Origin of the sequence: Wolbachia endosymbiont (group B) of Camptogramma bilineatum, from assembly GCF_947251825.1 — a bacterium.
GTDB lineage: Bacteria > Pseudomonadota > Alphaproteobacteria > Rickettsiales > Anaplasmataceae > Wolbachia.
Genome location: NZ_OX366391.1, coordinates 1130029 through 1144923 on the forward strand (window position 1 = coordinate 1130029; position 14895 = coordinate 1144923).

11 protein-coding genes and 2 pseudogenes are annotated in these 14895 nt (G+C 34.1%); 6 read left to right on the forward strand and 7 right to left on the reverse strand.

All coding sequences use genetic code 11. From position 1 onward, the window contains the following. Positions 1-337 precede the first annotated feature (337 nt). Complete coding sequence (locus tag OPR44_RS05690; RefSeq protein ID WP_265014658.1) at positions 338-1756, forward strand: OTU domain-containing protein; 1419 nt, start codon at positions 338-340, stop codon at positions 1754-1756. 53 nt (positions 1757-1809) lie between these two features. Then, complete coding sequence (locus OPR44_RS05695; RefSeq protein ID WP_213863777.1) at positions 1810-2403, forward strand: TIGR02217 family protein; 594 nt, start codon at positions 1810-1812, stop codon at positions 2401-2403. Positions 2404-2476: 73 nt separating this feature from the next. Here the strand turns inward: OPR44_RS05695 and OPR44_RS05700 are convergent, their stop codons facing one another. Beyond that, positions 2477-3250, reverse strand: coding sequence for a hypothetical protein (locus tag OPR44_RS05700; protein ID WP_213863778.1), 774 nt, complete (start codon positions 3248-3250; stop codon positions 2477-2479). A gap of 194 nt (positions 3251-3444) precedes the next feature. Beyond that, positions 3445-6114, reverse strand: coding sequence for a 2-oxoglutarate dehydrogenase E1 component (locus OPR44_RS05705; RefSeq protein WP_265014659.1), 2670 nt, complete (start codon positions 6112-6114; stop codon positions 3445-3447). A gap of 393 nt (positions 6115-6507) precedes the next feature. Between OPR44_RS05705 and OPR44_RS05710 the strand changes: the two genes are divergently transcribed. After that, the gene (locus OPR44_RS05710) at positions 6508-7875 is read left to right on the forward strand and encodes a hypothetical protein (protein WP_264376293.1); all 1368 of its coding nucleotides are present in this window, start codon (positions 6508-6510) and stop codon (positions 7873-7875) included. A 7-nt stretch (positions 7876-7882) separates the two neighbouring features. Here the strand turns inward: OPR44_RS05710 and trpS are convergent, their stop codons facing one another. From trpS to OPR44_RS05735, 5 genes are all read right to left on the reverse strand, one after another. Beyond that, positions 7883-8881: a tryptophan--tRNA ligase gene (trpS, locus tag OPR44_RS05715; protein WP_064085384.1), complete on the reverse strand. Its 999-nt coding sequence runs from the start codon at positions 8879-8881 to the stop codon at positions 7883-7885. A gap of 15 nt (positions 8882-8896) precedes the next feature. Next, positions 8897-9457 carry a nucleotide exchange factor GrpE gene (locus tag OPR44_RS05720; RefSeq protein ID WP_010402249.1) on the reverse strand — a complete coding sequence of 187 codons (561 nt, stop codon included), beginning with the start codon at positions 9455-9457 and terminating at the stop codon, positions 8897-8899. Between the two features lie 62 nt (positions 9458-9519). Beyond that, complete coding sequence (locus OPR44_RS05725) at positions 9520-10506, reverse strand: polyprenyl synthetase family protein (protein WP_064085383.1); 987 nt, start codon at positions 10504-10506, stop codon at positions 9520-9522. Between the two features lie 10 nt (positions 10507-10516). Beyond that, positions 10517-10831, reverse strand: a complete 315-nt coding sequence (gene rpsP / locus OPR44_RS05730; RefSeq protein WP_265014660.1) for a 30S ribosomal protein S16 — start codon at positions 10829-10831, stop codon at positions 10517-10519. A 134-nt stretch (positions 10832-10965) separates the two neighbouring features. After that, positions 10966-12765: a peptidylprolyl isomerase gene (locus OPR44_RS05735; protein ID WP_265014661.1), complete on the reverse strand. Its 1800-nt coding sequence runs from the start codon at positions 12763-12765 to the stop codon at positions 10966-10968. A 182-nt stretch (positions 12766-12947) separates the two neighbouring features. Between OPR44_RS05735 and OPR44_RS05740 the strand changes: the two are divergent. The 3 genes and pseudogenes from OPR44_RS05740 to nth all read left to right on the forward strand — a co-directional run. Further along, positions 12948-13682, forward strand: a pseudogene (locus OPR44_RS05740) (IS5 family transposase); the annotation flags it as partial. A gap of 42 nt (positions 13683-13724) precedes the next feature. Further along, a pseudogene (locus tag OPR44_RS05745) lies at positions 13725-14096 on the forward strand (molecular chaperone DnaJ); the annotation flags it as partial. Positions 14097-14117: 21 nt separating this feature from the next. Then, positions 14118-14756: an endonuclease III gene (gene nth, locus OPR44_RS05750; RefSeq protein ID WP_265014662.1), complete on the forward strand. Its 639-nt coding sequence runs from the start codon at positions 14118-14120 to the stop codon at positions 14754-14756. Positions 14757-14895 lie beyond the last annotated feature (139 nt).

Below are 14895 nucleotides of genomic sequence, written 5' to 3' on the forward strand. Positions count from 1 at the left end.
CAGCATAAGAGAGTTTAAGTATAGTTAAGATATACTAAGTAACAATATGTATAGGCTACATATTAGTTCAAGAAAAGTAGGTGATGTTTGCTTGCAACACAGCACGACCTTAAGTAATTAGCCTTCCTAGGCTGATTAATCTATTAAAATACAATCATTATTTTGGAGTTATAACATGAAAAATTTCAACAGAAAACCAATTGCTCTTTTTCGGCAAGTCGAAAAAAGCACAAAATTAAGTCAATTTTTATTTAAGAATCTAGACTCTTTTTATTCTCAAAGGCTAGAAAGACTAGTTTATAAATTTCGGGCACAAAAAACAAAAAGAAGTAGTTTATTGAATGAGCTAAAGAGAGCTTATCCTGAAAAGCTAAAAATAGGAGCTTCTATATCAGAAGGAGATTGCTTTTTTGACTCCTTGGCTCAAGGATTGAATGAGCTAAATATAAAACCTGGTCATCGTTTTACCGCAAAATCATTAAGAGAAGATTGTGAAAATTATGCTAGAGCAAATGCAAATTCGTGGGTTTATAAAAAAATAACAGGAGATGCTGAAGAAGGAGGATACTTTGTAGGTGAAGGAAATTTGGATAGCAAAGTAATAGCGAAGGAAAGAAATAGCGAAGATGAAAAAGGCATATCTGCACAAACAGACTGGTGTAAAGGTGAAGAAATAATAACCAAATATACAGAAGAGGAGTTTTTTAGCTGGTTACTAGAGGAATATCGTGAAGATAGAGAAGAGAAGATTTCAGAGATTTTGAAAAGTAGGTATGGCACAGATAATGATTGGTTACTAGACGACTATGACGAATATGAAACAAGTAAAGATAAAGAAGAAGAAATAAGCAAAGATGGAAAAGAAAAAGGAGAAAAAGTTACTATTAAGCCAGATAATTCCAAGTCTTTTTCTAAATATCTAAACAACATTAAAAATATGTCTACAGAAACTAATTCTCTAGCTATATGGGGTCGTCCAAACATTGAAGGTAGAATGATATGCGACAAGTACAAAGTGGAACTTTATATTTATTCAATAGAGGAAGATAGTCAAAAAGTTACGGTAACTAAAATTACAGCACATGATGATGATCCAGAAGTTTTTATACAAGATATAAATCTCAATCAACTAGAGATAGATAGTAGCAAAAAAACTGTAGGAGTAGTGAATTACATGAGGCATTTTGTGCCACTCCTAAGTGAAATTTCTGAAGATATAACAGAAAGTCAACCAGTTTCTAATGAAGAAATCTTTGGTGAGGTGAAAGAAGTTCCTGCTTCTGATCAATCAGAGCAAGAAGAACAATATAATATCAGAACTAGCAAATCAGCAATTGTGCAAGATCATGAAACACAAAAAGAGAGAATTAATACCAGCGCTACTGAGCCAATTCATACAGATACAGTAATTACTATTTCTCATCAACAAGGGCAAGAAACACAACAAGAGGAAATAGAAAAGAAATTAATCAATAGTTACAGAAGCGAAGCTATTTATAGCATAGCTACTGTAATAACAGCTATAGCATTCACAGCATTTGCTACAGTTGCTATTTTTACCCAACCAATTCCTTTAGCATGTCTTGCTGGAGTTGCTTTAGCCATTGCATGTGTTTGTGTATATCAGTTAACGCAGAGTCATCAAGACATTAACGAACTGAAAGGTAAGGTAGGAGAAAACAACACCTTTACTTTTTTAGAAGAAACGGGATTTAAAATTTATAGCCTGATTGATAAAGCAGCTTCAAAAATTTAAGATCTTTCCTACTTCATCTATATCAACTCAACTTTATTTTTACAGGAGGACATATGTCATTTACAGAAATTAGATTTCCAGAAAATATATCTTATGGCTCTACTGGAGGACCTGAATTTTCCACTGACGTTGTAACAACTCATAATGGTTGTGAGCAGCGCAATATCAATTGGTCTCGTGCACGTGCCAGGTATAACATAGCTTATGGAGTTAGGTCAAACGAGCAGCTAACAGAACTCATAACATTTTTTCAGGCACGAAAAGGTAAAGCAATAGGATTTCGTTTTAAGGATTGGTCAGACTTTACCGTTATCAATCAAGAAATTGGCATAGGAGACGATAAAAAAACGATCTTTCAACTGATGAAAACTTACATAAGTGGAAAAGACAAGCATACACGAACTATTAAAAAGCCAGTGCATGATACAATAAAAATTTACCTAGATGGTGAAAAGACAGAAAAATATTCAGTGAATTATTCAACTGGAGAAATAGCATTTATGAAACCACCAGCAAAAGGCAGAATAATTACTGCAAGCTTCGAATTTGATGTACCAGTACGATTTGATACAGATTACCTAAACGCTTCTATTGATAACTATGGCAGCAATAGCTGGAACAATATTCCCTTGGTGGAAGTGAAATAAAGTTAAAGTATGCTCCATAAAAGTTAAGCGATACTGAGGCTCATATTTAAATGAGCCTTGCACATTTTAAAGTCTATCGCCCATTACAATGTTCCACACTCGAAATTTGAGGAAATTCTAATGTAGTGTTTTCTCTTTCTTGTAAAATAGAAAGTTTTAATAATTCTTTTAGAACTAACTTTACAAGTGTTGTACCATTTTCCTTAAAGAGGTAGTCCATCCTATTAGTTTTCTGTATGTGATTGACAAAATTTCTAGCTTCCTCATTAAAAGCCTCGATTGTGTTGATACAAGATAATACTAAATCCGAGCTATTTATTGCTAAAATTCCATTTACGAAAATATCTAATTTTGTTTTATCTTCAGTCAAATCTTCAGCTAACCTATTTCTAATATCATCATTCTCAAACAAAATGTACTCTAGGTACGAAGCAGACTCAATAAGTATAAAGTCTTCTAAAGGTACTGATTCTAAACATTCGTCAATATAAGTAAGTATTCCAAACTCAGTAATACACCCTTCTTTTCTCACAACATAGCACTTAGGAAGACCACGATACATTGATAGCAAAGAAAAAAGACGTATTATACTTGTACCTCTATCTTTCATTTCCTCGAGAAGCTTTCTATCATTTATTAGTTTGTGCAAAATGTAATCCGTAGCAGGACCTGGTTTACGAAAACGAAACATATTATTTTCTGCAAAAATAGCCTCAGCTAATTCGATAGACTTTTTATCCTCATCTATAAAAGCCTTTTTGTCTCTATTTAACCGTATGATTTTAGCCTTGCTATCGCTGCGTAGTCTAGTTTGCCCTATTAGCCTCTCAAATATTTCTGTCTTCATATATATCTTAATATAGTTAATATTAATATTAACTATATTAACTATATTAAGAAAAATAAATGAAAATGTTAATAAATATTATACTTTTATAAAAAAATAAAAGTCTTTTTATATTTGTATAAGTATATAAAAGGTTTGATTGTTGTAAGTTATCTAAGTGCTAGAGTCTAATTAATAAGTCTGCTTGAAGCCGCTCAGTGTTTGTACAGTTGTACCTGCGCAACTTGCTTCAAAATTTCTGCTTGTTGCTGAGCATGGATATTAGCATAACCACATGCAGGAGATGCAGCAGCAGGTCTTGCAATGCACTTAGGTCTTTTTGCTTGAGCATTGAGGCCAGACAATACCTCTTCTATCAATGGGTTGACAAAGAACCATCCTCCCATATTTTTTGGTTCCTCTTGACACCATATAATTTCAGCGTTCTTATATTTTTCGAGTTCATTGTTTAGTTTATCGGCCGGGAATGGATAAAATTGTTCTAAACGCACTACTGCTATATCGTTTATTTTTTGTGCTTCAAGCATTTCAATTATGTCGTAATAAACTTTACCACTACATATTACAACTTTACGTATTTTATCACTTGCAACTAAACCTGTTCTACACTCTGGAATTACCGTAAGAAATTTTCCTTCAAAGTCAGAAAGGTTAGAAACTGCGCTTTTATGACGCAATAGTGATTTAGGTGTAAACACCACTAAAGGCTTACGAAAATCTCGATTAATTTGTCGGCGTAAAGCATGAAAATAATTCGCAGGAGTAGAGCAATTAACCACCTGCATATTATCCTCTGCACAGAGCTGCAAAAACCTCTCTATACGAGCAGAACTATGCTCAGGCCCCTGCCCTTCATAACCATGAGGCAAAAGTAGAACTAGACCACTTGACCGCAACCACTTTGTTTCTGCAGATGAGATAAATTGGTCGATCATAATTTGCGCGCCGTTTGCAAAATCACCGAACTGCCCTTCCCAGAGCACAAGTGAATAAGGAGAATCAAGGCTATATCCATATTCAAAACCCATCACAGCATACTCAGATAGTGCGCTATCTATAACTTCAAAGCGAGCTTGCTTCTCACTTATGTTGTTCAGTGGAATAAACGTTTCTTCTGTTACTTGATCAACAAGTCTTGAATGACGGTGCGAGAAGGTACCGCGACCAGAATCTTGTCCTGACAAGCGCACTCCTATTCCTTCTTTAAGCAATGACGCGAATGCAAGACTTTCAGCAGTTGCCCAGTCTATGTTGCTACCGGAATTTATACTTTCTATTCTGCCATCAAGTATTCTTCTGACTTTATTATTGAGATTAAAACTACTTGGAATATTGCTATTTATGTGTACACCTAATTTTTTTAGCTCATCTGGTGAAACACCAGAGTCCGTATAATATTCACTCAAATCGTTCAACTTTGCTCTCCTGAGTTTTAACCACACTCCATCAAACCAATCAGCTTTTTTTGGAGTATAAGTCGTTGACTCAGTAAGGCTTTTATCCAATCTTGTTCTAAATTCGCTGCGTAATTTACTTACTTCATCGCTACCTAGCACTTTCTCTGCAGTCAGCTTCTCTTCGTACAGCGTGCCTGGAGTTTTATGCTTTGATATTGCTTTATACATAAGTGGCTGAGTAAAATTTGGCTCATCGCCTTCATTATGGCCATATTTGCGGTAGCATATTATGTCAATCACCACATCCTTTTTAAATTTCTGCACATACTCCATTGCCAAATTCGCAACAAAACTCACAGCTTCTGGATTATCTCCATTAACATGAAATATTGGAGCTTCTATTGATTTTGCTACATCAGTGCAATAAAAAGATGAGCGTGCGCAGGATGGGTTGGCGGTAAAACCAACTTGGTTATTAATAACAATATGCACGATACCACCTACTGTATAACCTTCAATGTTGCTCAAAGTAAGGGTTTCGGCAACCACTCCCTGCCCGATAAAAGCTGCATCACCATGAATTGATATGCCAAGCACAGATCTCGTATTTTGTTTTGCTCTTACTCTTCCAGCTAGAACCGGATTTACCGCCTCAAGGTGAGATGGGTTAGGACATAAACTTAAGTGTATTTTTTTACCACCAGCAAGTGCTCGATCAGAAGAGTAACCAAGGTGATATTTGACATCACCAGACACCTCAAGACCACTTGGATATGCAAGGTTGCCTTGAAATTCAGACAGCATTGCCGCATAATCTTTTCCCATCACTTTGGTTAGAACATTGAGCCGTCCTCGGTGGGCCATACCAAGAACTATTTCTTCAATACCAAAAGCTGCAGAATCACTAATAACTCTTTCAATTGCAACAATGGCTGACTCCCCACCTTCGATAGAAAAACGCTTATATCCAGGAAATTTCATATGGAGAAATTGCTCGAACATCTCAGATTCAATCAAGTGCCTTAGTATTTCTTTTTTATCCTGAGGGCTTAGCGTATAGACCTGATTTTCAATTTTCTCCTGCAGCCAAACTCTTTCCTCATAAGAGGAAATATGCATAAATTCAAAACCGATATTCTTGCAGTAAATATCTCTGTAGATTCTAGTGTCACTTGTAGGAGAAAGATTCAAGTATTTTTGATAATCTATTTCCTTATTTACATTCGGTGATAATGGATTTAAGTCTGCAAAAAAATGACCATAAAATCTGAAAAAATTTGCTAAATCATCAACATCTACCTTAGCTTCATTCTGTGCTCTGCAGGGTTCTGCTTTATTAACTTCTAAATTGCTCGAAAAAATTCTGTACCAATCTTCTCCAATTGATTTATCGCCTTGCAAGTAACGGCTATAAATTTCTTCCACAAATTCGACATTATCGCCATAAAGGCAGCTTAAATTCGACATAATCACTACAAAAGATATCAAATACTTATAAGTATAACTTAAGTTTTTTAAAAAAGAACTCCTTTAGTTTCTAATTATTAAGTTATACAAACACTGTAATCCGAGTTTTCCAGAAAGGGTGTCATTCTAGACTGACATCTAATCTTTCCATAAATGCTGTATTTCAACATAAAACAACTATACTCATCAACTTGTGCCCAATCATAATTCCTAGGTTCCAGTGTTAGCTACTTGTTTTTTGGATTTCTATACTATTGCTGATTGAAGATTATTGAAATTTTTGTGCACATTAAGGAACGCAAGCGTTTATGAGTCAGAGGACAAGTCATATAACATTTACTCGGTCTTAATACTTTGAATTTATATTTGAGTAAACGATAAACAGTAATTGGTATGAGTGATCTATTTAAAAGTGACAATTATGATAAAAATCTCAATTCTTTGATAAGAGTCATAAAGCTGAAGGATACAAAAAAAATTAATGAACAATATGATGAAACACTGAAAGATTTATCTCAAGCTCTGAAGAATTTTACAAACAACGCAAAAGATGTAGCCAAATTTGTTATATATAGCGACTTGAATAATTATGTAGAACCTTTGAGCACAAAGCCACTCGGTTTTATTGGAACATTAAAAGGGATATTAGATAGAGTCTTGGGAAAAGATATTCCAACTAATGATAATGACATAAAAAATTTTGTTGGTGATGAATTATCAGGTTTCACTATAGAAAAAGCAGCCGAATACACAAATATTTTAAGTACAATTAATCTATTCAAGAAAGGACTTAAAGAAATTTTAGATTCGAAACAGAGTGGAAAAGGCAATAAAGAACATAAATCATACGAAGTAAGCACGGAAAATAAAACGACATCAAAGCAGAAGGAAGATACTCCTAAGCTGCAAGAAGGAAAACAGCCGGTAGGAAAATTAGTTATGAAGAGAATAAAACGGCCAACAACAGCACCTCCGCCACCTCCTACTGCCTCAAAAAAGGTACACTTTAAACCAGAAATAGAGAATGTATCTCCTGAAGATTCAGGCTATGAAAGTTCATTAAGTGAAGAGTCTGGACATGAGGAAATATCAAATTATCAAGAGAAAAGTAGTAAATCTTCAACAAAAGATTCGGAAGACTCAAAGTTAGCTAAAAAGGAGCCAACTCACAAAACGAAACCTAAGAAAAATGCAGGAACAAGAAGAGGATATAAAAAGAGACAGGCTCCAGAGCCACCAGCGCTAAACGCTACCAATCAAGAAATTAGGCAAGAAACTAAAGAAGATAAATCTGAAATACTGTCAAATCCTAAAAGGCTAGATATTGTTGATCAACAAGTGAGCACGAAACCAATAATAGTAGAAGTGACTTCGCAAAAATCAGCTGAAAGTAAACCAATCCTGAAAAAATCTGCTGATAAAGCAGCATCAGAAGTAAAAGCGGTTATTATAAAAGAAAAAGTAAATAACAAGAAGGACGGTAGAGTAAAGTCAATAGTAGGAAAATTTGAGCAAAATCAAGTTGCTAAGAGCAAAGCCACCCCTGCAACACAAGCAGATATCGGTATGAAGAAAGATCCTGCACCATCGCAAGAAACTGCCTCCCAATCTCACTCATTTCCGGTAGGAAATAAAAGATCTAAAATGAACCCCATAACAGCAAAGTCCGATTCTAAACTTCCGGTTAGTAAAAAACCTCTTCTCACTCATGTTAGTGTAAAGAAAATAGCTGCACGATTTGAAAGCCATGGGAAGAAATAGTTGTAACCTATTGAACAAACCCTATAATATCCTTGATCTTTTTTATATTGTTATTTGCAATCTCTGCTGCTTTTTCTGTACCTTCTTTTAATATTTTATGTAAATGGAGCTGATCCTTCAAAAGACCGTTCAACTTCTCACGTATGGGTGATATAACACTGATGATTAAGTCAGCTAACTCTTTTTTAAAGTGTTTCATATCATGTTTATTCACTTCTTCACACACTTTTTCCACATTTAAATCACTAAGCACTGAATAAATGTTTACCAAATTGTTTACTTCTGGACGGCACTTTAAAGTAGCAAAATCAAAGCCTAGAATTGAATCTGTTTTTGCTTTTTCTATTTTCTTGACAATCAAGTCATCTGTATCGTCAAGGTTAATGCATGAGTATTCTGAAGAATCAGATTTGCTCATCTTGCTTGCTCCATCTCTTAAGCTCATTATCCTTGATGTACAATCCAAAGTTAAGATTTCAGGTATGATGAAATGACTACATTTATAATGATTGTTAAAAGCTGATGCAATATCACGTGCAAGTTCTAAATGCTGTTTTTGATCATCGCCAACAGGAACATATTTAGTTTGATACAGCAATATATCCGCAGCCATAAGTACTGGGTAGCTATATAACCCAAGAGAAGCTTTTTGTCTATCGCTTCCAGCCTTATCTTTAAATTGAGTCATACGATTAAGCCAACCAATTGGTGTATAGCACCCTAGCAGCCAGCCCAATTCTGCATGACCACTAACTGCGGATTGATTGAAAATAATCGACTTTTCCGGATCTATTCCACATGCAATATAAGTTGCTGCTGCTTTAAAAATATTATTTTTTAATTCATTTGCGGGAAGCTTATTTGCTGTGATTGCATGCAGATCAACAACACAAAAAAGAGATTTATATTTATCCTGCAAGCCTATCCACTGCTTAATTGCACCAAGATAATTGCCCAAGTGTAATACTCCACTTGGCTGAATACCTGAGAAGACAACTTCTTCCATACCTTGAGTGTTTTATTAGTTACTTTCGCAATCAGCAGATTTTTTAGAAAGAATAACCATTGCAGGACGAAGCAACCTATTTTTAATTGTATAACCAGTTTGTAATACTTCTACAATAGTACCAGGCTCTTTTTCATTATCTTCTCTTTCCACAACAGCTTGATGTAAATTGCTGTCAAAAGAGTTACCTATTGGATCTATTTCTTCTATTCCATGTTTTTTTAGATCACTCACAATCTTTTGGTGCGCCACTTTTATTCCTTCATGAATAGGATCATCATCTTTCAAGTTTTCCATTGCTTTTTTTAAATTGTCACAAGAGTCGATCATATCACGTGCAAATTTTGTGACTGCATAATCACTTGCATCGCTAATTTGCTTTTGCATTATACGTTTAACGTTTTCATTATCCGCAACAGCGCGACGTAAATGATCTTCAAGCTGAACTGCACGTTCTTTTAATATATTAAGCTCTTCACTTAAATCACCTGTTTGCTGATCTTCTTGATCATCCCCTTTTCGTTTACTGACCATATCTGCAAATTTCTTTTTTTTCTCTTTATTACTATCTGACATATCATTCACCCTTACAAACTTAATAAATATATAACAATCAATCTAAAAATATCAAGCGTTAGCTATCCTTGTCTTTCTATGCTTGCATTTAAAAAGTCAATCAAAGCAGTTTTATAAAGAGAATCAGAAAAAGTATCAATATTACTTTGCGCCATATTAATATAGTGTTTAGCTTCTTCCATAGAAACATGAATGGCATTATGATGATTAATATATTGTAATGCTTGGTCAAAATTGTGTCTAGCTGAAGAAAAAGATTTCTCCCAGAATTTTTGTTCTGATGGGCTGCCTTTTTCATATGCTATAATAGAAGGTAAAGTAACTTTACCTTCAAAGAAATCTTTTCCAAGTTGCTTTCCTAAAGTGCCTTGATTAGCAGTATAATCTAGCACGTCATCAATTATTTGGAATGCCATACCAAAATTAAACCCGAAATTCCTTAGCCTCTCTGTTTCGTCACTTGTGGCTCCAGATACTACTGATGCAGCCTCGCAGCATGCAGAAAATAAAGATGCTGTCTTTTCTCCAATGATATTAAAATAATTTTTCCTAATTGTGTTAGGGTCAAAACGCGTTGTCATCTGCTTTATCTCACCCTTGACAAGCAAATTAGATGCCTTAGATAAAATAGAGAGAACACTTAAATTCCCACATTCTATAAGCCATCTAAATGCTAAGGTCAATAATAGATCACCAACTAAAATGCTTGATTTATTCCCCCAAATTTTATTTGCTGTTGCAACTCCATGGCGTGCCTTACTTTCATCAAGCACATCATCATGAAGTAAAGTAGCGTTGTGTATAAATTCTACCGATGCAGCAATGTTGATCCTACTCTCTCCAGAGTAATTCAGCATTTTACAAATAATAAAAATGAGCTTAGGCCTTATCTTTTTTCCTCCTGAATTAATAAGATGAGATGTAATATCGGTAGCAAGCTTAGTACCTTCATCATTGACATTTTTGAAGATAAAGTCATTCATAGCCAATAAATCAGAAGATACAATATCATCTAATTTACTACTTTTTGTTAAATCAGTGTTTAGCATTTAATAGGACTTATGCTTCTTGCCCTTGTACTTTCTCAACTTTTTTCTTTTCTATTTTTTTCGATTCTGTTTCTAAATCTACTATGTCTTTTTTAATGAACCACATTACCCTTTCAGTTGCTTGCGCTCCTACACTTAGCCAATGTTTTAATCTATCAGCTTTTACCACAACACGATTTTTATTGTCTTTTGGCAACATTGGATCATATTGTCCTATTCTCTCAATAAAGCGCCCATCTCTTGGTGCTCGTGAATCGGCTACAACTATCCTATAAAAAGGACGTTTCTTTGCCCCAAACCTTGCTAACCTTATTTTAACTGCCATGTCAACCTTTATTCATATATTAATTACAATTTAAATACAATAAACAGCTCAAGTCAAACTAATTGTACCTCTTTTACCTAAAAATACAATATAGCCCCCTCCAATCACTCATAAAAGGAAGATAATAAACTTTTTTATATATCATCAATCATAGCATGATTAACTTCTACTCTATACTTTGATTTTAGATAGCTAATTAACTGTTCCTTTAGCGATATCATCACACGTTTTCCGGTATCAAGCATGTTTAATTTACCATTTGATGAATGCATTTCTTTTAGAACGCCTATTATAATTTCATTATTGTATTGAATAGGATCTGTTACCGAATTAGTTGTTTTCATATTGAAAATCTCTTCTATGAAAGAAAAAGGGTGGTTTTGTTCATTGCGTTGTATTTGCTGGCCTTTAACCAATTTTATACCTTGCATTTCTTCCAAATCTGTCTTTTCTCTTAGTTGAACTGCTACTTCTTGTCCCATTTTAAACATTCTTTCTTTTATAAATTCACTACGCCAAAGCTTTATGGCTGATTCCCTACTTTCTTCAAAATTTTGTAATTTAGGAGGAACGATATCACTGATTTTCACACCAACAACAGTATCTCCAACACCCTTAAAATAACTCTTCTGATCTTTCTCGCGTGAAAAAATGAAAGAAATGAAATCACTGGAATTTCCTACTTCATTACCACTTTGGTCTTTCCCACTAGCATCTACTGGACCAATGGTTTGTATAGGTAAATTGTAATTATTGGAGATTTCTTCAATCGTTGCACCATTGTATATCTTATAATTCACTTGATTTATGAAATCATTGACTTTTTCAAAAGACTTTTGATTGGTTAAAACTGACCTTATGTCTTTTTTTAAATCAACCAAGTCTTCATCAGAGATTTGATGTATGCTTTCTACCTTTATTACGTGCCATCCAAAATTGCTTGTTAAAACTTCACTTACTTCACCTGTTTTGAGAGCAAATACCTTTTCTCTCATATTTTTAGGTAAGAAATCCTTAGTTATATTATTTACTCTGGTTTCATCGAGTTTCACTTTATTAAACTCTTCTATTATTTGTTCAAAGCTTGCTTTACTTTCTTCAAGTGCTCTTCTTGCTATTTCAGCTTTTTCTTTGGTAGGAAATATCACATTGAATATGTCTCTTTGATTTTTAAGTTCCTGATGTTCTATTATACTATCAACCTCTTCATCTGAAATTCTGATTTGATCTTCAAAATATTTTTGATCCAGAGAAATGTATTGCGCAGTTCGATACTCAGGGTAATAAAAATTGGACTTATTTCTTTCATACAAATCAAGTAAGGCTTGATCATCTGGTTCAGGAACGTCTGTAATTGCATCCTCAGTTATTTTAACAATATCAACTACTCTAGTTTGGTAGCGATTTTTGTATATCTGCTCATCAACACTCTCACCAAAAGTTACCGGATAATTATCTTTAAATAACGAAGTCATGAACATCATTGCAGGCAGGATTTTCTCTAGTTTTTCTATATATTCCTTTTCTGTTATATGCAGGCTATTTAGAGTTTGATGGAATTTATTATGGTCAAATTCTCCTTTATCGTCCTGAAAGTACTTGGTATTTTTTATATGGCTTTTGATAGATTCTTCTCCAACTTTTAATCCAAGTTCGCTAATTAGGTTAAACAATAGTTTTTGCTCTATAAGTGCGTTAAGTAAATCATATTTCAGCTTTTTTACTTGTTCTTTACTTACATCAGATCCAGAAATTTGCTTTTCATAATTTTGATATAGTAATTTATATTCATCTGATGTTATAACTTCCTTTCCTACTTTAGCTAATTCTTTCCTTTCATCATCATTTGATAAAAGATTGCCAATCCCCATAAAGATTAATAAGCAAACTAAAAGGAGAACGATTGCCTTGGTAAAAAAATTTCTAATACTCATTGTAAACTCAGTTAACTAACACTTAAATTTAGAATAGCAATAATTTAATATTTGTAAATCTATTAACAAATTAGCTAATATATGTAATATTGTAGTGTATTAAATTGAATGGAAGCTTATATTAACCTAAGAGCCTGTAAGTGATCTCTGAATATGTTAAGATGAGGTATATGAGGTAAAGTATGAGGAATACATATCCAAGTGACATAAGTTGTGAAAAATTCGAAAAGATTAGACTAATTTTAGAAAGCGTGCGAAAGAAAACAAAGCCAAGAAGATTAGGTTTATATAAGTTATTTTGTGGTGTGCTTTATGTACTAAAAAGTGGCTGTCAATGGCGAATGCTTCCAAAAGAGTTTCCAAGATGGCAAAATTTTTACGATTACTTTAAGAAATGGAGTAAAAAAACGAATGAAGATAGAGAAAGTGTTCTAGAAATTGTCTTAAAAAAATTGGTTAGAGAGAACAGTGGTCGGAATACCAAAACAAGCTTCTGCATCATTGATGCCCAAAGTGTAAAAAATACCGATACTGCTGAAGAAAAAGGTTATGATGCTGGCAAGAAAATTTCAGTAATAAAGCGTCATATCGCAGTTGATACACAAGGTTTGACACACATATAACAACGGCAGAAATAACTGATCGTAGCAGTGCTTTGACAATGGTTAAAAATGCTAAAGAAAGTCTCTCTGAAGTTAAAAACATACTGGTTGATGCAGGCTACACTGGAGAAAATTTTGCAACACAGATGAAAGTAACTATTGGTGCAACTGTTGAGGTGAAGCACCTTTGCTGTATTGCCAAAAAGATGGGTTGTTGAGAGATCTTCTTTTGCCTGGTTGGAAAAATGTAGGCGACTTTGGAAAAATTGCGAGCGTAAACTTAATACTAGCCTACAAATTTGCTTTTACTTCTTTCCTCCTCAAAAGATTATGAACAGGTTCTTTGATGATAGAGGGTTTATTTCTAATAGTCTTTATGTTGATGTAACAATATTTGGTACTTTGTCATTGTTAGCACTGCTAGCTACTGAGATATTTAGTCCTATATTTTCAAAAGGTTGTGAAATATATGCTGAAAAGCACACAAAAGATTTACTAGAAGAGGATCCAAGAGATAGGGTACAAAAGGAAACTGACCTGTTAGGATGGTATGATCCACGAAAACTGTTAATGCCAATTGTTATGCCTCTTATTAAAAAGTGTTTTGCGGAAGTGGCAAGCGAGTTTGCTGAAAGGAATTTTGATGAGGTAAAAACTGATATGTCTGATGTTAATATTGAAGGACTATCTAATCCTCAAGCAATTGAATTTGCACAGCAAACAGTATAGTATAAGCTTTTAGCTCTATGCATGGACTCAAAAAAAGTAGAACTGATATTTGAAAAATTCAAGCAATCAAATCCTGCGCCAAAAATAGAGCTAAATTATACCAATCATTTTACGTTATTAGTTGCAATAGTTCTGTCAGCGCGGACGACCGATATAAGTGTTAATAAAATTACAAAGGAGCTATTTAGTATCGCTGATACGCCAGAAAAAATGTTGAATCTTGGGCAAAGTGAGCTGAGAAAATGCATAAGCAGTATTGGTTTATATAATTCTAAAGCAAAAAATATAATCGGGCTCAGTAAAATATTGATTGAGAGGTACAATAGCACAGTGCCTACTAATTTCGATGATTTGGTATCTTTACCAGGGGTTGGGAGAAAGAGCGCTAATGTGTTCTTAAATTCAGGGCTTGGTATTCCAACATTGGCAGTTGATACTTACGTTTTTAGAGTGAGCAATAGAGTTGGGCTTGTGAAAGAAAAAGATGTACTTAAAACAGAGCAGTCTCTTTTGAATGTAGTGCCAAAAAAATACCTACTTTATGCTCATCATTGGCTAGTTTTGCATGGTAGATATGTTTGCAAAGCGCAAAAACCTTCGTGTGAAACATGCATAATTCATGATTTATGTGAGTTTGAATGTAAGAGGTATAAAGTCTAGCACAACACTTCGATATTTCTTATTTATCATCAAAGTAGCTGATCTCTATGATGGTGTCATCCGAGTAGCTGACACTGGGATGACAATGAAGGGCTAATTGATGACGCCTCTGTGCACTGCCGTTATAAAGCTGCTACTT